A 16875-nucleotide genomic window follows, 5' to 3' on the forward strand; every position below is an offset into this window, starting at 1 on the left:
GGCACCAGGTGGGGACGTCCATCCGCTCCGACGGTGGTCAGCCGGGCCACCCGGGCCGACCCGACCCGATGCCGGATCTCCTCGGCGGGCACGGACCCGACGGTAACAGCCGACACCGGCCATGGTGACTCGTTGTGGCCGGGTGTCGTCGAGCCGGTGGGTGTGCCGGCGGCGCATCCGGAACGCGGATCACAACCCGGTGCGGGTGGACCGGCGCCGCACCTGGGAGCGGCTGAGTCGACCCAGCTGAACCGTGCAGCCGGAGTTCAACCGCCACCTGACCGGCCTGCCTGCGGCGGGTGTTCAGGCTGATCGGGCAGTGTCGGTGATGTGCGCGAGTACGGCCGAGTAGTCCCGGTCGCCGAGGCCGGCTTTCTGGGCTGCCACGACCCACTGCCTGGCGGCCGCCGCGACCGGCAGATCGACACCTGCCGCCTCGGCGGCCGACACGACCAGATCGGCGTCCTTACGGGCGAGTGACAGCGCGAACCGGAGCGGGAACTGACCCGACTCGATCGCTGGCCGCCGTCGATCCGCTTGCGAGCCGACGGGAGTCGCGGACAGGACCTCGAACGCGACGTCACGCGGCAGACCAAGCCCATCCGCGAGAGCGAGCGCCTCACCGACGACAGCGAGCACCCCGAAGAGGGTCGAATTGGCGACCAGCTTGGCGGCCGCGCCGGCACCGAGGGGCCCGACATGCATCGGCGAGCCGAGCGCGCCCAACACCGGCATCCACCGTTGGACAATCGGCTCGGGCCCTCCGACGAATATCCGTAGCGACCCCGACTCGGCCTCCGAGACGCTGCCCAGCACCGGCGCATCGAGGAGGTCAACACCATCCGGCAGCATCCCTGCGAACCGTCGCACGGCAGCTGGCCCGACCGTGGACATCTCAACGAGCGTCGTCGAAGCGGTGGCACCGGCGAGGATGCCCTGCGGGCCCGAGGCCACCGATTGGAGCGCCGCCGGGTCGGACAACACGGTGATGACCAGGGCGGCCTGGCGGGCAGCAGATGCCGGGCTGTCGGCAGCGACCGCGCCACGCGCCACAAGGTCGCTGGCCCGGTGTGTGGTGCGGTTCCAGACAACGAGGTCATGGCCGGCATCGAGCAGCCGCCCCGCAATCCGGCTGCCCATCCCACCCAGACCGATCACAGCGACCGTGGCCATGGCCCCATCCTGCCAACTTCCCCGAACGGTTGGCGCGGTTCAACCGACTTGTCACCGACCGCGTCACCGGTCCGCTGGCCGGGTGGCTGCCCGGCTCTGGCGTCATCATCCGTGCGCCGGTCTTGTCGTACCCGGTGGCGACAGGGCAGACGCGCTTCGTCGACAACTGGCTGTGGGATCGTTCGTCACGTCAGCTCCAGCGAATCTGGATCTGTGATCGCCACTGGTCGACGACGTCGGATCGGCCCTCCGTTGTGATCTCGTCCGCGCGGTTCCAGAGGCTCAGGTAGACCTGCACTGCGGTGCCGGAGAACACCACGTCCGCCCGCTTGGCCGCGATTGGGGTCGTCACGATTGGGCCTTCACTGATCCGTACCGTCCAGGCATGACCGGTGTCGTCGGTCCTCACCATCACGGCGTACGGCTCGGTTGAGTGGAGCCGGCCCTTTCCTCGAGTGATGAAGCCTGTCAAAAGCTCATCGATCCCGTCGGCAGCCAGCACCGGATCGAGGTCTACGTCCGACGCTGTCGGCCACCGTCCATGGACGGCCGAGATCGCGTCTACGCTGTGGATGGTCGTCTCGTGGGCCTGGCGCCGCGCCCAGAATCGGCGCGGCGGTGGGGCGTCCTTGAGGAACACTGCTGCATGGGCGTCCTCCGCTGTCGCTTGCAAGGTATCGACCAGCGCGGAGAGGCCGTCCGAGTACCAGCGGAGCACATCGGCGGCACTCTTGCCCTCGGCTTGTGACGCTGAGGTGTCGTGGTCGGTGTCGCCGCGCAGGTTCGCCGCCGCCCATCTGTGCACCATGCTCTGATGGGTCACGAGTTCGGTGACGTCCCAGCCGGGACATGTGGGTACCGTTGCATCAAACCCGGCTGCGGCAGCCGCCTCGCGGAGTGCGGCGCCGCTGCGGACAAGAGCCGCGAGGTGATCTTCCAAGCTCAAGTGTGTCGGCATGGCGGCATGTTAGAGCCGATGTACCCCGAGTTGCACGGTCGCGTAGGTGCGGCCGGCACGACTGTCGCTGCACGCGGGTCGGCCGAGCGGGCCGTACTCGATCAGGCTCTGTGCGACGGCGACGCCGAACAGGATGAGTTTCTGACCGAGCCCAAGGATCATGGCGTCGAGATCCGTGCTACCGGCGGGATCCGGACTGATCGAGCTCGGTCAGGGCACCGGGATCCTCGCCGAGATGGGTCGCGCCGCCGCCGACTGAGCGACCGACACATGCTGGGAACCCGGCGCGGGGCAGCCACGTCGTAGGGGCCATGACGGGTAGCAGCACCCACGTACCCCAGCCAACGGCCGCCCCCGGCGTCCCCCGAGTCATGACTCCCGCTCGCCTCATGGGACTGGCCCTGGCCGCCGGCCTGGCGCTGGTCACCGGCTGTACGGCGGAGCCGGTCCCCGCGCCGCCCCGGGACCGGGGAGTGCCGGCCGGCGGGTTCCGGCTCGTCGCGTTCGACTCCTGCCCGGAGGCGCTACGGCAGCTGAAGACGGCTGCCAAGGCGTACGTCGGGCCCTGGGGGTTCGGGTCGAACGGGGACATCCGTACCTTCGGCCGCGCCGAAGCGGCTGCCGCGCCCGCCGCGGCGGGCGCGGCGGGGCGGGCGGACGCGGCGGCCAAGGGTTACTCGGGCACCAACACGCACGAGGCCGGGGTCGATGAACCGGACCTGGTCAAGACCGACGGCAGGCGGATCGTCACGGTGAGCCACGGCAAGCTGTACGTGGTCGACCCGGCCACTCGCCGGCTGACCGGAGAGCTGGAACTGGCGCCGGGTGCCGATGAATCTGGCGGGGCCGAGGACGGCCTGCTGCTGCGCGGTGACCGGGCGCTGGTGCTGCGCCGCGACGGGTGGGCCGGGATGGGGAAACCGGCCGTCCCCGAGGGAGGCCCGCGCGACGCCCCGTTGCCGGACGGCATCGTCGGCCCCCGGCTGATCATGGTCGACCTGTCCGGCGAGCCGAAGATCATTGGCGAGTACCGGATCGACGGCGATCTGGTGGACGCCCGCCAGGTGGGCACGACTGTCCGGGTCGTGGTCCGCTCCGCGCCCCGGCTGAACTTCCCGTACCGGGAACGGGCCACCGATGCGCAGCGCACCGCCGCCAACCGCGAGATCATCGACAACGCCACCGCCGACGACTGGCTGCCCCGGTACGAGGTCACCTCCGGCGGGCGAACCAGCGCGGGACAGGTCGGCTGCGAACGGGTGAGCCGGCCGGCCGCCTACTCCGGCACGTCGCTGGTGACCGTGCTCAGCTTCGACCTCGGCGCGGCCACGCTCGGCGCCGGCGACCCGGTCACCGTGATCGCCGACGGCGACACCGTCTACAGCAACGGACCCCGGCTGTACGTCGCCAACGACCAGCGCTGGCGGGTGCTGCCGATGCTGACCGCGCGGAACATCGCACCCGATCCCAGGGACGAGACCACCGAGATCTATCAGTTCGACATCTCGGGCGCGGGTGCCCCGCGGTACGTCGCCGCCGCGTCCGTACCGGGCTGGCTCGTCAACCAGTACGCCATGTCGGAGTGGGACGGGCACCTGAGGGTGGCCACCACCAGTGGCCGTACCTGGGGCGACAGGCCGAACTCGACGTCCGGCGTGCACGTCCTGCGCGCCGACGGCACGGCGCTGACCCAGGTCGGCAAGGTCACCGGACTGGGCAAGGGGGAACGGATCTACGCGGTGCGGTTCGTCGGCGGCACCGGGTACGTCGTCACCTTCCGGCAGACCGACCCGCTCTACACCGTCGATCTGCGTGATCCGGGGGCGCCGACGGTGAGCGGCGAACTGAAGATCAACGGGTATTCGGCGTACCTGCACCCGGCCGGCGAAGGACGGCTGCTCGGTGTCGGGCAGGAGGCGTCCGACCAGGGCCGTGTCCAGGGCACCCAGCTCTCGCTCTTCGACGTCTCCGATCCGGCCGAGCCGACCCGGATCGCCCAGCATCACGTCGAGCAGGGGCACTCCGAGGCGGAGTTCGACCCGCACGCGTTCCTCTACTGGCCGCCCGAACGACTGGTCGTGGTCCCACTGACCGTCCATAACGCGGGCGCCGTGGGCGAGCCTGGTGCGGTGAACGACCAGCGGGTGGCGGGCAGCCCGGGCCTGCCGAGCAACGTGGCGCTGGCGCTGCGAGTCGGCGACGGCGGGTTCACCGAGGTCGGCACGGTCGACCACACGCTGGGCTCGGGGCGTCCCGAGGATCTGACGCCGATCCGCCGGTCACTGGTGGTCGACGGCGTCCTCTGGACCGTTTCCGACGCCGGCCTCAAGGCGACCAGCCTCTCCACCATGAAGACCCTCGGCTGGCTGCGTACGGCGTGACCGGCAGGGTGGTGTCCGGGTCGGGCGGGTCCGCGAGCGCGCGGGTGAGCGCGAGGAGGTCGCCCGGCACGGCTGGCACGGCGCGCCAGGTTTGCCGGACCTGCCTTGCGGCTTCCGCGTCCCCTGGGGGCCGGTGATTCCGGTGCTCGCGATGGTCGCCTGCGCCGTGCTGATGCTGTTCCTCACCGTCGAGACCTGGCTGCGGTTCTTCGCCTGGATGGCGCTGGGGTTCCTCGTCTACTTCCTCTACGTCCGTCGTCGCAGTCGCCTCGCCCACGACGGGCAGGACCGCCCGCCGATGCCTGGCCAGCCGGACCTCGACACCGGCTTCGGCTCCGCGTCGCCCCCGCCGCAATGACCGCCTGATCGTCCCCGCCGAGGACTCCCGGCGCGTACGCCGGCGGCGCGGCCGGCGGGTCAGACCTGCGTGATCACGTTCTTGCCGTACGAGGTGAGGGTCCTCTCCTTGTCGTCGTGCATGAGGTAGAGGGCGAAGTTGTGCACGCCGAGCTCCTTGAGCTCCTGGAGCCTGTCGACGTGAGCCGATTCGGGGCCGACGAGGCAGAACCGGTCGACGATCTCGTCGGGCACGAAGTCGGTGGACGGATTGCCGGCGCGGCCGTGGTGTGCGTAGTCGTAGCCCTCGCGGCCCCTGATGTAGTCGGTGAGCGCCTTCGGCACGACCCCGGAGTCGCCGTAGCGGGCGACCAGGTCGGCCACGTGGTTGCCGACCATGCCGCCGAACCAGCGCAGCTGATCCCGTTGGTGCGCGAGGTTCGTGCCCACGTAGGCCGGCGCGGCCACGCACATCGTGATCGAGTCGGGATCTCGACCTGCTGCGGTGGCCGCGTCGCGTACCGAGCCGATTGTCCAGCGGGCGATGTCGGGATCGGCCGTCTGCAGGATGAAGCCGTCGGCCTGCTCGCCGACCAGCCGCAGCGCTTTCGGGCCGTAGGCGGCCATCCAGATCTCCAGCCGGCCGTCGCGCACCCACGGGATGCGCACCGGCGTGCCGTGGTGTGCGACCTCGTTGCCTTCGGCCAGCTCTTTGATCACGTGCATCGCGTCCTTCAGCGTGGCCAGGCTCGCCGGCGGCTGGCCGATGACCCGCCGGGCCGAGTCGCCGCGGCCGATCCCGCACACCGTGCGGTTGCCGAACATGTCGTTGAGCGTGGCGAAGAGCGACGCGGTGACCGACCAGTCGCGGGTGCTCGGGTTGGTCACCATCGGCCCGACGATCAGGTGCTTGGTCGCGGCGAGGACCTGCGAGTAGATGACGAACGGCTCCTGCCACAGCACGCAGGAGTCGAACGTCCACCCGTAGCGGAACCCGTTGTCCTCGGCGGCGGTGAGGCCGGCGACGACGTCGCGAGCCGGCGGGTCGGTCTGCAGTACGACACCGAAGTCCACCGCTCCTCCTTCTCAAACCAGGTACTGACTGAGATCGCGCTTCAGGAACCTGCCGTGTCCGGCGGCGCCGTGGAAGGCGTTGTCGTCGACCACGACCCGACCGCGGGACAGCACGGTGGTGACCTTCCCGGTCAGCTCCATGCCCTCGTACGCGGAGTAGTCCACGTTCATGTGGTGCGTGCTGGCCGATATGGTCTGCTGGGCCGTGGGGTCGTACACCGTGATGTCCGCGTCGGCGCCCGGCGCGATGACGCCCTTGCGCGGGTAGAGGCCGAACATCCGGGCGGGCGTGGTGGAGCTGATCTCCACCCAGCGCGGCAGGGTGATCTCGCCCTTCACGACGCCCTGATAGAGCAGGTCCATCCGGTGCTCGACGCCGGGCATCCCGTTAGGGATCTTGGAGAAGTCTCCCCGGCCCAGCTCCTTCTGGTCCTTGAAGCAGAAGGGGCAGTGGTCGGTGGAGACCAGCGACAGGTCGTTGGTGCGCAGGCCCCGCCACAGTTCCGCCTGGTGCTCCCGGGGGCGCAGCGGGGGAGAGGCGACGTACTTCGCGCCCTCGAAGTCGGGCCTGGCCAGATCCTCCAGTGAGAGGAACAGGTACTGCGGGCAGGTCTCGGCGAACACGTTCTGCCCGGTGTCGCGGGCCTGGGTGACGGCGTCCAGGGCGTGCGCGGCGGACAGGTGCACGATGTACAGCGGCGCGCCGGTGACCTTGGCCAGCGCGATCGCCCGCGAGGTGGCCTCACCCTCCAGCTCGGGCGGCCGGGTCAGGCCGTGCTGCACCGGGTCGGTCTGGCCGTTGGCCAGCGCCTGCGCGACGAGCTGGTCGATGGCGATGCCGTTCTCCGCGTGCATCATGATCATCGACCCGGTGTCTCGGGCCTTCTGCATCGCCCGCAGGATCTCCCCGTCGGTGGCGTAGAAGACCCCCGGATAGGCCATGAACATCTTGAACGTGTTGACGCCCGCGTCGATGCAGGCCTCCATCTCCTTCAGCGACGTGTCGTTGACGTCCGAAACGATCATGTGGAACGCGTAGTCGATCGCGCAGTTGCCGTCGGCCTTGCTGTGCCACTTGTCCAACGCGGCTAGCACGGACGTGCCCTTGCCCTGTACGGCGAAATCGACGATGGTCGTCGTGCCGCCCCAGGCCGCGGCGATCGTCCCGGTCTCGAAATTGTCCGCCGAGAACGTGCCGCCGAACGGCATCTCCATGTGGGTGTGGCCGTCGATGCCGCCCGGCACCACGTACTTCCCGGCGGCGTCGATCACGCGCTCGGCACCGGCCGCCCACTGCTCGGCCAGACCCGAGTCGGGCGCGGCGAGCGCCGCTATCCGCTCGCCCTCGACCAGCACGTCCGCCGGGTACGCCCCGGTGGCGTTGACGATCGTTCCGTTGCGGATGACGATGCTCACGGCGTCACCAGCGATCCGTACGTGTCGGGACGGCGGTCGCGGTAGAAGGCCCACAGGTCGCGGACCTCGGCCAGCCTGTCCATGTCGAGGTCGCGGACGACGACCTCCTCCTCGGTGTCCGAGGCGGCGTCGCCGACCAACTGACCCCGCGGGTCGACGAAGTAGGACTGGCCGTAGAAGTCGTTGTCGCCCAGCGGCTCCACACCGACCCGGTTGATGGTGCCGACGTAGTACTCGTTCGCCACCGCCGCCGCCGGCTGCTCCAGCCGCCACAGGTACTCCGACAGGCCGCGGCTGGTCGCCGACGGGTTGAAAACGATCTTCGCACCGGCCAGGCCGAGCGCCCGCCAGCCCTCGGGGAAGTGCCGCTCGTAACAGATGTAGACGCCGATGCGTCCCACAGCGGTGTCGAACACCGGATAGCCGAGGTTTCCCGGCCGGAAGTAGAACTTCTCCCAGAACCCCTTCACCTGCGGAATGTGGTTCTTCCGGTGCTTGCCGAGGTAGGTGCCGTCGGCGTCGATCACCGCGGCGGTGTTGTAGTAGACACCGGGCTGCTCCTGCTCGTACATCGGCACGATCAGCACCACGCCGTGCTGCTCGGCGACCTCGCGCATCAGCGCGGTCGTCGGCCCGTCCGGGATGGCCTCCGTGTACGAGTAGTAGTCCGCGTCCTGGATCTGGCAGAAGTACGGGCCGTAGAACAACTCCTGCAGGCAGACCACCTGTGCGCCCTGCGAGGCGGCGCTGCGGATGGCCTCGACCGCTCCTGCGATCATCGACTCCTTGTCGCCGGTCCACTTCTGCTGCACCAGCCCGGCTCGGATGATGTTGCTCATTTTTCCTCCTTCGCGTGCGCGGTGCGCGGCATCGACAGCGCCAGATAGACGAGGAACCCGGCGATCAGACCGACCACCCAGCTGTAGTCGTAGAGCGGCTTGAGCAACGGGATGAGCCCGTCGGACGGGAACGGCCCCTTGCCGGGTGCGGAGTAGGCGCCACCCACCGCGAGGACCGCGCCGACGACGGTGGCGACGATGGCGGCCCAGTTCCACCCGCCGGAGAACCAGTACCTGCCCTCGGGGCGGTAGAGGGCCGGCAGTTGGAGGCTGGTGCGGTAGCGGATCCAGTACCCGGCGATGAGTACGCCGGCGACCGCGCCGAGCAGGCCGCCGTAGAACCCGAGCCAGACGAAGATGTAGATGTTGGGGTCCTGCACCAGGCGCCACGGCTGGATCAGGATGCCGAGCACGCCGGTGATCAGGCCCCCGGTCCGGAAGCTCACCAGCCGGGGCGCGGCGTTGGAGAAGTCGTACGCCGGGCTGACCGTGTTCGCCGCGACGTTCACCGACAGCGTGGCGACCACGACGGTGAACAGGCCGAGCGCGACGACCACCGGGTTGTCGAACTTGGCCGCGAGCTGGATGGGGTCCCAGATCGCCTCGCCGTAGATGACGGCCGTGCCCGAGGTGATCATGATCGACAGGATGGCGAAGAACGACATCGTGGTCGGCAGGCCGAGGACTTGGCCGTACGCCTGCTGCCGCTGACTGCCGCCGAACCGGGTGAAGTCGGGGATGTTCAGCGACAGCGTCGCCCAGAAGGCGATCATCCCCATCAGTGACGGCGCGAACAGCTTCCAGAAGTCGGCGCCCCACCCCAGCTTCGACGGCTCGGACAGGATCGGGCCGAGCCCGCCCGCCTCGACCAGCACCCAGATCAGCAGGGCGACGGCGACCACGATGACGAACGGGGCGGCCCAGTTCTCGAAGCGCCGCAGGGTGTCCATGCCCCGCCAGATGATCGCCATCTCGATCGCCCAGAACAGGAGGAACGAGGCCCACAGCGTCCACGGGTAGTCCATCACCGTCGCCGCGTCGACCCACCAGGAGCCCAGCAGCTTGCCGGCGATCGCGTAGATCGCCTCGCCGCCGATCCAGGTCTGGATGCCGAACCAGCCGCACGCGATGAAGGCGCGCAGCAGGGCCGGGAGATTCGCGCCGCGGACGCCGTAGAACGCGCGGGCGAAGACCGGGAAGGGGATGCCGTACTTCGTGCCCGCGTGGCTGTTCAACAGCATCGGGATCAGGACGAGCAGGTTGCCCAGCGTGATCGTGAGGAATGCCTGCACCCAGTTCATGCCGAGCTGGATGAGCCCGGCGGCGAGCAGATAGGTGGGGATGTTGTGCGCCATGCCGATCCACAGCGCCGCGAAGTTGTACGTGTTCCAGGTGCGCTTTTCGATGGGAACCGGGGCGAGTTCCTCGTTGAAGTAGCGGCTGTCGGCGATCGTCGAGAAGTCACGCAACTCGACTCGGCCGTCCGGATGGGTGATCTGTGTGCCCGGCTCGGCCGCGGTGGTGTCGGCGGGGGGCAGGGGTTCAACGGCCATCGGTCACCTCCCTGTCACGCTGCCGCAACAGTGGCCGTCGAACCGGCGCGTGCTGCGGGTGGGGGCGGATCAGCACGATCTTTACCGGAATGGTGGGTGTCCCGGACCCGTCACGGGCAGCGGCAAAGTGTCCACGCTTGCCATGATCAGGGCACACTCTGTCCACGGGCACGTTCGCGCGGAGCTGTCAATCGCCGCGGTGGATGGATTCGGGCCTCCTGCCGGACCCTTGACCTGTCAGGCGTCGTCGAGTTCGTGCACCAGCAGCGCCACGTACAACGACAACATCGACTCCGGGTCCTCCAGCGACACCCCGAGCACCTGCGCGATCCGCGACAGCTGCTGGTAGTAGGCCGTACGCGACAGGTGCGCCACGGCGGCCGCCGCCGACTTGTTCCCGCCCTGCTCGCAGAAGCAGCGCAGCAGCTCCACCAGCCGGCTGCCCTGGCTGTCGTCGCGCGCCAACAGGGGTCCGAGCTCCCGGTGCGCGAAGGCCCGGACGCGCTCGTCCTCGCGCAGCAGGTGCAGCAAACCACGCAGTCGCACGTCATCCAAGCGGTGGTAGAGCTGGGTGCCGGGGGAGCGCAGCGCGGCACCGGCGACGTGCGCGGCCTCTCCCAGACTGCGCCGCACGTCCGACACCTGCGACACCGTCGTCCCTACGGCCACCACCACGGCACTGGCAGCCGAGCGGTGCACCTCTCTGGCCAGGCGCCGCAGGACCGCGTCGACCGCCGCCTGCGCGGGCAACGACAACAATGCGCGCACGCTGGTGTCGTCCACGACGCCCACCAACGCCGGCACGCTCACCCGCCGAGCGGCCAACGCGGTGGCCTCCGCGAGGTCCCGCAACACCTCCTGCGTGGCCAGTGCGGGGGCGCGCGGCGTGATGCTCCCCGGCCGGATCGCCACCCCGACCAGTTTCCGCCGCTCCAGCGCGACGCCCAACGCGGCGGCCCGGGTGGTCAGATCAGGAGGAGGCAGGGCCTGGCCGAGCAGTTGCGCGAGCAACATCCGGTGCGTCTGCCGCTCCAGGCTCTCCCGATCCCGTGCCACGAGCCGGTGCACCGCCAGTGCCGACGCGGCCCGCTCCGCGACCACCACGTGACGGTGCGGGGGAGGGGCGGGCGAGAGCAGCACCAGCCGTCCCCAGTCGGCGCCCTGCGCGCCGACCGCGGTGATCAGCCAGCCGGCTTCCTCGTCGTAGGCGGTCCGTTGGGACACCGCCACGGACCGGGATCGCCGCCCCCAGTCGGTCAGCAGCTCGATCGGGTCCTGCCCGGCCGCGTCGTACGCGAGCACGTCGTGCCCCAGCGTCTCCAGGACGACCGGCAGCCCGGAGATCCTCGCGACCTCGCGCAACACCTCGGCCGGCTCCGCCCCGGCGACCGTGAGCGCGGTGAACGTCTCGTGCACCTGCTCAGCCGCCCGCAGCTCGGCGAGCTGCGCGTCCACGATCAACGCCACGACCGCCTCCGTGACGGACACGAACTGGGTCTCCCGCGCCAGCGTGATCAATGGAAGCCCGTGTCGTTCCGCGGCCGCCACCAGCGCGTCCGGCACGTGGTCGCTCCAGCGCCGGACCAACTCCACCACGAGCCCCGCCGCGCCGACCGCGGCCAGGTCGTCCACGTACGCCGTCAGGGCCGTTTCCTCGTCCGGCAGCGCGATGCCGGTGGTCAGCACGAGCTCGCCGCCGCGCAGCAGATGAGCGATGTCGGCGACCTCCGCCGCGTGGACCCAGCGGACGGGTCGCTGCATGCCGGCGGACCCCGCGACGACGCGGGGCCGACCGCGCCGGATCACGGGCAGCGCCACCGCTTCTGCGACCGTGGGGTACATGCCGCCTCCCCTGCGACGGTTGCACACAACGTAGCGCCATCGATACCGACCCGTACAGGTTGTCGGTGGCGGCGGACACCGAAGTCTCGGGACACTCGGCTGAGGTACGAGATACGGAGGACGCGATGGCGCATCGGGAGCTGCTGCATCGACACCGGTCCGTGCTGCCGAAGTGGCTGGCCCTCTACTACGAGGAGCCGATCGAGATCGCCAGCGCGCGCGGTCGTCGGGTGACCGATCGCGAGGGCCGCACGTACCTCGACTTCTTCGGCGGCATTCTCACCAACTCGGTCGGCTACGACGTGGCCGAGATCAGCGACGCGGTCCGCGCGCAGATCGACACCGGCGTGCTGCACTCCTCGACGCTGTACCTGATCGAGTCGCAGGTCGCGCTCGCCGAGAAGATCGCGCAGCTGTCCGGGATCCCGGACGCGAAGGTGTTCTTCACGAACTCGGGCACCGAGGCCAACGAGACCGCGTTGATGCTCGCCACGCAGTACCGGCGCAGCGGGCAGGTGCTCGCGCTGCGCAACTCGTACCACGGGCGCGCGTTCGCCACCGTCGCGATCACCGGCATCCGCGGATGGTCGGCCAGTGAGCTCAGCCCGGTCAGGGTGAGCTGGGTGCACGGTGGCTACCGGTACCGCAGCCCCTTCAAGGACCTGTCGGACGCCGACTACGTCAAGGCGTGCGTCGCCGACCTGCGCGAGGTGATCGAGACCGCGACCGCCGGCGACGTCGCGTGCATGATCGTCGAGCCGATCCAGGGTGTGGGCGGGTTCGCCTCCCCGCCCGACGGCCTGTTCCGCGAGTTCAGGAAGGTGCTGGACGAGTACGGCATCCTGCTCGTCTCCGACGAGGTCCAGACGGGTTGGGGCCGCACCGGCGAGCACTTCTGGGGCATCCAGGCGCACGACGTCGTGCCGGACGCGATGACCTTCGCCAAAGGACTCGGCAACGGCCTGGCGATCGGCGGTGTCGTCGCGCGCGCGGAACTCATGGACTGCCTGCGGGCCAACTCGATCTCCACCTTCGGTGGCAACCCGATCTCCACCGCGGGGGCCCTCGCCACCCTCGACTACCTCCTCGACCACGACCTGCAGGCGAACGCCGCGAAGCTGGGAAACCGCCTGATCCACGGCCTTCGCTCGGTCGCCGCGACGCATCCGGTGGTCGGCGACGTACGCGGCAAGGGTCTGATGCTCGCCCTCGAACTCGTCGGCCCGGCCGGCGAACCCGACCCCGCGGCCGCAACCGCCCTGTTGGAGGAGACGCGCGGTCGCGGACTGCTGGTCGGCAAGGGCGGCCTGCACGGCAACGTGATCCGGCTGGCGCCGCCGATGACGCTCACCGAGGACGAGGCCGACGAGGCGCTGGGCATCCTCGCCGAGGCGATCGAGGCGGTGTCGACGTGAGGATCACGCACTGGATCGGCGGCAAGGCGTGGACCGGCACCGCCCAGCGCACGGGCGACGTGTACGACCCCGCGACGGGTCAGGTCGGCGGGCAGGTCGACTTCGCCAGCGCCTCGGACGTCGACGAGGCGGTCAGCGCCGCCGGCGAAGCCTTCTCCCGGTGGCGCAACGCCTCCCTCGCCCACCGGGCGAACGTGATGTTCTCGTTCCGCGAACTGCTCAACGCCCGGAAGTCCGAACTCGCCGAGATCATCACCGCCGAGCACGGCAAGGTGCTCTCCGACGCGGCGGGCGAGATACAGCGTGCGCTGGAGGCGGTGGAGTTCGCCTGCGGCATCCCGCAGTTGCTCAAGGGCGGGTTCAGCGAGAACGCCTCGACCAGGGTGGACGTGTACTCGATCCAGCAGCCGCTCGGCGTGGTCGGGGTGATCTCCCCGTTCAACTTCCCGGCGATGGTGCCGCTGTGGTTCGTGCCCAACGCCATCGCCTGCGGCAACACCGTGGTGCTGAAGCCGAGCGAGAAGGACCCCTCCGCGGCGAACTTCCTGGCGGAGCTCTTCGCCGAGGCAGGGCTGCCGGACGGCGTGTTCAACGTCGTGCACGGCGACAAGGAGGCGGTCGACCGGATCCTCGCGCATCCGGAGATCAAGGCGGTCTCGTTCGTCGGGTCGACGCCGATCGCCCGGTACGTCTACGAGACCGGTACGCGCAACGGCAAGCGGGTGCAGGCGCTCGGCGGCGCGAAGAACCACATGGTGGTGCTGCCCGACGCCGACCTCGACCTCGCCGCGGACGCCGCCGTCTCGGCCGGTTTCGGCTCGGCCGGTGAGCGCTGCATGGCGATCTCCGTCGTCGTGGCGGTGGATCCGGTCGGCGATGAGCTGGTCGGCAAGATCAGCGAGCGGATCGCCGGAGTGCAGGTCGGCGACGGTCGCCGCCCGGGCTGCGAGATGGGACCGTTGGTCACCGGGGCGCACCGCGACCGGGTGCGGTCATATCTGGACGCCGGCCGGTCCGCGGGGGCGAAGCTGGTGGTCGACGGACGCGGTCATCCGATCGACGGTGACGACGCCGGCTTCTGGCTGGGGCCGACCCTCTTCGACCACGTCGACGTGGACATGTCCATCTACACCGACGAGATCTTCGGTCCGGTGCTCTCGGTGGTACGGGTCCCCAGCTACGACGCGGCGGTCGAAGTGGTGAACGCCAACCCGTACGGCAACGGCACCGCCATCTTCACCAACGACGGCGGCGCCGCCCGGCGGTACCAGAACGAGATCGAGGTCGGCATGGTCGGCGTCAACGTGGCGATCCCGGTTCCCGTCTCGTACTACTCGTTCGGGGGTTGGAAGGACTCACTGTTCGGTGACTCGCACGCGTACGGGCCGCACGGCGTGCACTTCTTCACCAGGGCCAAGGTGGTCACCAGCCGGTGGCTCGATCCGTCCCACGGCGGCGTGAACCTCGGCTTCCCACAGAACAGCTGAGCGGGCTCGTCGGCGGACTGGGGCCGCTGGGCCGATCCACGCCCGGGCAGCCTGCCGGTGGGCCAGACTGCACGGGTGAGAGTCACCGCGCTCACCACCAGGTGGACGCCGTGGCGGTTCGTGACCGCCTTCGGTGTCGTCAGCCTGCTGTCGGACGTGGTGTACGAGGGCGCCCGGTCGGTCATCGGCCCCTACCTGGCCACCTTCGGCGCGTCCGCGACCGTCGTCGGGCTGGTCACCGGCGCCGGCGAGGCGACGGCCCTGGCCGGGCGGCTGGCCACCGGACCCCTGGCGGACCGGACCCGCGCCTACTGGCCGCTCGTCCTGGTCGGCTATGCCGTGACCATGGTCGCCGTGCCCGCCCTCGGGCTGGCCACCGCGCTGTGGCTTGCCGCGGCGCTGTTCATCGCGGAGCGCGCCGGCAAGGCGATCCGTGGTCCGGCGCGGGATGTCATGCTCTCGAACGCCGCTGCGGCAGTCGGTCGTGGCAAGGGCTTCGCCGTTCACGAGGCCCTCGACCAGGCCGGCGCCGTTGCCGGGCCGCTACTGGTGGCCGCCGTACTGGCCGCCACCGCGCAGAACTACCGACCCGCTTTCCTCGCCTTGGCCGTACCCGGCGTGGCGGGAGTGCTCCTGCTGCTGTGGCTACGCGCCGGCGTACCCGACCCGCGTCGCTTCGAGCCGGGCCCGCGACCCGGCGCGGCGCCGGCCCCGCCGGCCGCCCGGCTGCCCCGCGTGTTCTGGACCTACCTGGCGTTCACGGTGCTGACCACGGCCGGCTTCGCCACCTTCGGCGTGCTCAGCTTCCACCTCGCCACCCGGCACGTCGTACCGGTGGCGGTGGTGCCGGTCGTGTACGCCGCCGCGATGGGCATCGACGCGATCGCCGCGCTGGCCTCCGGGTGGCTGTACGACCGGGCCGGCTTCCGGGTACTGGCCGCCGTACCCGTCCTGACCGCCCTGATCCCGCTGGCGGCGTTCACCACCACCACGGCGACCGCGGTCGTCGGGGTCCTGGCCTGGGGCGCCGTGCTCGGCATCCAGGAATCCACCATGCGTGCGGCCATCGCCGACATCGTCCCCGCTGCTCGACGGGGCACCGCGTACGGCATCTTCGCCGCCGGGTTGGGCGGGGCGACCCTGGTCGGTGGGCTGCTCACCGGCGCCCTCTACGACTACTCGATCACCGCTCTGGTCATCACCGTGGCCGGGATCCAGGCCGCTGCCCTGATCCTGTTCCTCGCCATCGTCCGACCGGCCATCCGAGCCCGGGCCGCGTGAGCCGGCGACGCAGACCGCCGCACGCCGCGCGAATTGACGACTGGCGGTTCCTGCGGCGGGCGGCGACGGCGCTGGGTACTGTGCCGGGGTGGAGGTTGGATTCGCCCCACCCGTCTCCGGTTCATGGGCCACGCCGGAGAACATGATCCACGTCGCCCGCCGCGCCGAGCAGCTCGGCTACCACTCGCTGTGGACATTTCAGCGCCTGTTGGTCCCCGCCGACCTCGGCTGGAGCGAGACGTACCACAGCGTCCAGGAGCCGCTGACCACGCTGGCGTTCCTGGCCGCCCACACCACGCGCATCCGGCTCGGTGTCGCGGTGCTCAACATGCCGTTCATCTCTCCCGTGGTGCTGGCCAAGCAGACCGCGACTCTCGACATCCTCGCCGGCGGACGGCTCGACGTGGGACTCGGCCTCGGCTGGGCCGACGAGGAGTACCAGGTGACGGGGGTGAGCAAGCAGCGGCGGGGCCCTCGGGCCGAGGAGTTCCTCGCCGTTCTCCGCGCCCTCTGGCAGGACGACGTCGCCGAGCACCGCGGCGAGTTCTACCAGGTCCCGCCGACCCGCCTGGAGCCGAAGCCCGTGCAGCGGCCACACCCGCCGATCCTGCTCGGCGGCCACGCGCCCGCGGCGCTGCGCCGGGCGGGCCGGCTCGCCGACGGTTGGGTCAGCGGCAGCCAGGCGGACCTGACGGGCATCGGCGAGGCGGTCGCGACCGTCCGGGCCGCCGCCACGGAGGCCGGCCGCGATCCCCGCTCACTGCGCTTCGTCTGCCGCGGCGCGGTCCGGGTACGCCCGACGGGCCCGCCCGAGCGCGAGCCGCTCACCGGCACGCTCGAGCAGATCCGGTCCGATGTCGGCCGGCTCGCAGAGGCCGGCATCACCGAACTGTTCGTGGACCTCAACTTCGATCCGGAGATCGGCTCACCCCGCGCCGACGCGCAGGCGTCGCGGCACCGGGCCGACGAGGTGCTCGACGCCCTCGCCCCGATCCGCTGACACCCCCGGACCGGCGCTCACCCGGCCGGGTCGGCTGCCGCGTCCACCGCCGACCACGCCGACCAGCCGGTCACCCGGATCGCGACCACCGGCCCGGCCGGTGGCCGCTGCACGTACTGT

At 70.4% G+C, this 16875-nt stretch carries 13 protein-coding genes; 6 read left to right on the forward strand and 7 right to left on the reverse strand.

What is annotated here, in order from left to right; translation table 11 throughout:
• Positions 1–303 precede the first annotated feature (303 nt).
• Both V6U79_RS29135 and V6U79_RS29140 read right to left on the reverse strand, forming a co-directional pair.
• Positions 304–1173 carry an NAD(P)-dependent oxidoreductase gene (locus V6U79_RS29135; protein WP_334616647.1) on the reverse strand — a complete coding sequence of 290 codons (870 nt, stop codon included), beginning with the start codon at positions 1171–1173 and terminating at the stop codon, positions 304–306.
• A gap of 190 nt (positions 1174–1363) precedes the next feature.
• Positions 1364–2131 (reverse strand): maleylpyruvate isomerase family mycothiol-dependent enzyme, encoded by a 768-nt coding sequence (locus V6U79_RS29140; protein ID WP_334616648.1) that lies wholly within the window; start codon positions 2129–2131, stop codon positions 1364–1366.
• Between the two features lie 389 nt (positions 2132–2520).
• Here V6U79_RS29140 and V6U79_RS29145 point away from each other — a divergent pair, with 389 nt between their 5' ends.
• Together V6U79_RS29145 and V6U79_RS29150 are read left to right on the forward strand one after the other, a co-directional pair.
• Positions 2521–4512: a beta-propeller domain-containing protein gene (locus V6U79_RS29145; RefSeq protein ID WP_334616649.1), complete on the forward strand. Its 1992-nt coding sequence runs from the start codon at positions 2521–2523 to the stop codon at positions 4510–4512.
• Between the two features lie 91 nt (positions 4513–4603).
• Positions 4604–4870: an amino acid permease C-terminal domain-containing protein gene (locus V6U79_RS29150; RefSeq protein WP_334616650.1), complete on the forward strand. Its 267-nt coding sequence runs from the start codon at positions 4604–4606 to the stop codon at positions 4868–4870.
• Positions 4871–4929: 59 nt separating this feature from the next.
• Here the strand turns inward: V6U79_RS29150 and V6U79_RS29155 are convergent, their stop codons facing one another.
• The 5 genes from V6U79_RS29155 to V6U79_RS29175 all read right to left on the reverse strand — a co-directional run bounded on the left by V6U79_RS29155 (position 4930) and on the right by V6U79_RS29175 (position 11572).
• Positions 4930–5922, reverse strand: a complete 993-nt coding sequence (locus tag V6U79_RS29155; protein ID WP_334616651.1) for a TIGR03842 family LLM class F420-dependent oxidoreductase — start codon at positions 5920–5922, stop codon at positions 4930–4932.
• Positions 5923–5934: 12 nt separating this feature from the next.
• A complete protein-coding gene (hydA, locus tag V6U79_RS29160) occupies positions 5935–7338 on the reverse strand; it encodes a dihydropyrimidinase (protein ID WP_334616652.1) in 1404 nt (467 codons plus the stop codon).
• Positions 7335–8177: a nitrilase-related carbon-nitrogen hydrolase gene (locus V6U79_RS29165; protein WP_334616653.1), complete on the reverse strand. Its 843-nt coding sequence runs from the start codon at positions 8175–8177 to the stop codon at positions 7335–7337. The genes hydA and V6U79_RS29165 overlap by 4 nt, the downstream gene beginning before the upstream one ends.
• Positions 8174–9730 (reverse strand): NCS1 family nucleobase:cation symporter-1, encoded by a 1557-nt coding sequence (locus tag V6U79_RS29170; RefSeq protein ID WP_334616654.1) that lies wholly within the window; start codon positions 9728–9730, stop codon positions 8174–8176. The genes V6U79_RS29165 and V6U79_RS29170 overlap by 4 nt, the downstream gene beginning before the upstream one ends.
• A 237-nt stretch (positions 9731–9967) precedes the next feature.
• A complete protein-coding gene (locus tag V6U79_RS29175; protein ID WP_334616655.1) occupies positions 9968–11572 on the reverse strand; it encodes a PucR family transcriptional regulator in 1605 nt (534 codons plus the stop codon).
• Positions 11573–11697: 125 nt separating this feature from the next.
• Here V6U79_RS29175 and V6U79_RS29180 point away from each other — a divergent pair, with 125 nt between their 5' ends.
• The 4 genes from V6U79_RS29180 to V6U79_RS29195 all read left to right on the forward strand — a co-directional run bounded on the left by V6U79_RS29180 (position 11698) and on the right by V6U79_RS29195 (position 16755).
• On the forward strand, positions 11698–12987 hold the full coding sequence (locus V6U79_RS29180; protein ID WP_334616656.1) for an aspartate aminotransferase family protein: 1290 nt from the start codon (positions 11698–11700) through the stop codon (positions 12985–12987).
• Positions 12984–14474, forward strand: a complete 1491-nt coding sequence (locus V6U79_RS29185) for a CoA-acylating methylmalonate-semialdehyde dehydrogenase (RefSeq protein ID WP_334616657.1) — start codon at positions 12984–12986, stop codon at positions 14472–14474. Before V6U79_RS29180 ends, V6U79_RS29185 begins: the two co-directional genes overlap by 4 nt.
• Positions 14475–14549: 75 nt before the next feature.
• On the forward strand, positions 14550–15755 hold the full coding sequence (locus V6U79_RS29190; RefSeq protein WP_334616658.1) for an MFS transporter: 1206 nt from the start codon (positions 14550–14552) through the stop codon (positions 15753–15755).
• An 88-nt stretch (positions 15756–15843) separates the two neighbouring features.
• Positions 15844–16755: a TIGR03619 family F420-dependent LLM class oxidoreductase gene (locus V6U79_RS29195; protein ID WP_334616659.1), complete on the forward strand. Its 912-nt coding sequence runs from the start codon at positions 15844–15846 to the stop codon at positions 16753–16755.
• Positions 16756–16875 lie beyond the last annotated feature (120 nt).

This window comes from Micromonospora psammae, assembly GCF_036902725.1.
Taxonomy (GTDB): domain Bacteria; phylum Actinomycetota; class Actinomycetes; order Mycobacteriales; family Micromonosporaceae; genus Micromonospora.

What these genes read in the sequence shown, in the direction of transcription:
- V6U79_RS29135 (WP_334616647.1), bottom strand. Translation starts at nt 1,173, where the DNA reads ATGGCCACGGTCGCTGTGATCGGTCTGGGTGGGATGGGCAGCCGGATT.
- V6U79_RS29140 (WP_334616648.1), bottom strand. Translation starts at nt 2,131, where the DNA reads ATGCCGACACACTTGAGCTTGGAAGATCACCTCGCGGCTCTTGTCCGC.
- V6U79_RS29145 (WP_334616649.1), top strand. Translation starts at nt 2,521, where the DNA reads ATGGGACTGGCCCTGGCCGCCGGCCTGGCGCTGGTCACCGGCTGTACG.
- V6U79_RS29165 (WP_334616653.1), bottom strand. Translation starts at nt 8,177, where the DNA reads ATGAGCAACATCATCCGAGCCGGGCTGGTGCAGCAGAAGTGGACCGGC.
- V6U79_RS29170 (WP_334616654.1), bottom strand. Translation starts at nt 9,730, where the DNA reads ATGGCCGTTGAACCCCTGCCCCCCGCCGACACCACCGCGGCCGAGCCG.
- V6U79_RS29175 (WP_334616655.1), bottom strand. Translation starts at nt 11,572, where the DNA reads ATGTACCCCACGGTCGCAGAAGCGGTGGCGCTGCCCGTGATCCGGCGC.
- V6U79_RS29180 (WP_334616656.1), top strand. Translation starts at nt 11,698, where the DNA reads ATGGCGCATCGGGAGCTGCTGCATCGACACCGGTCCGTGCTGCCGAAG.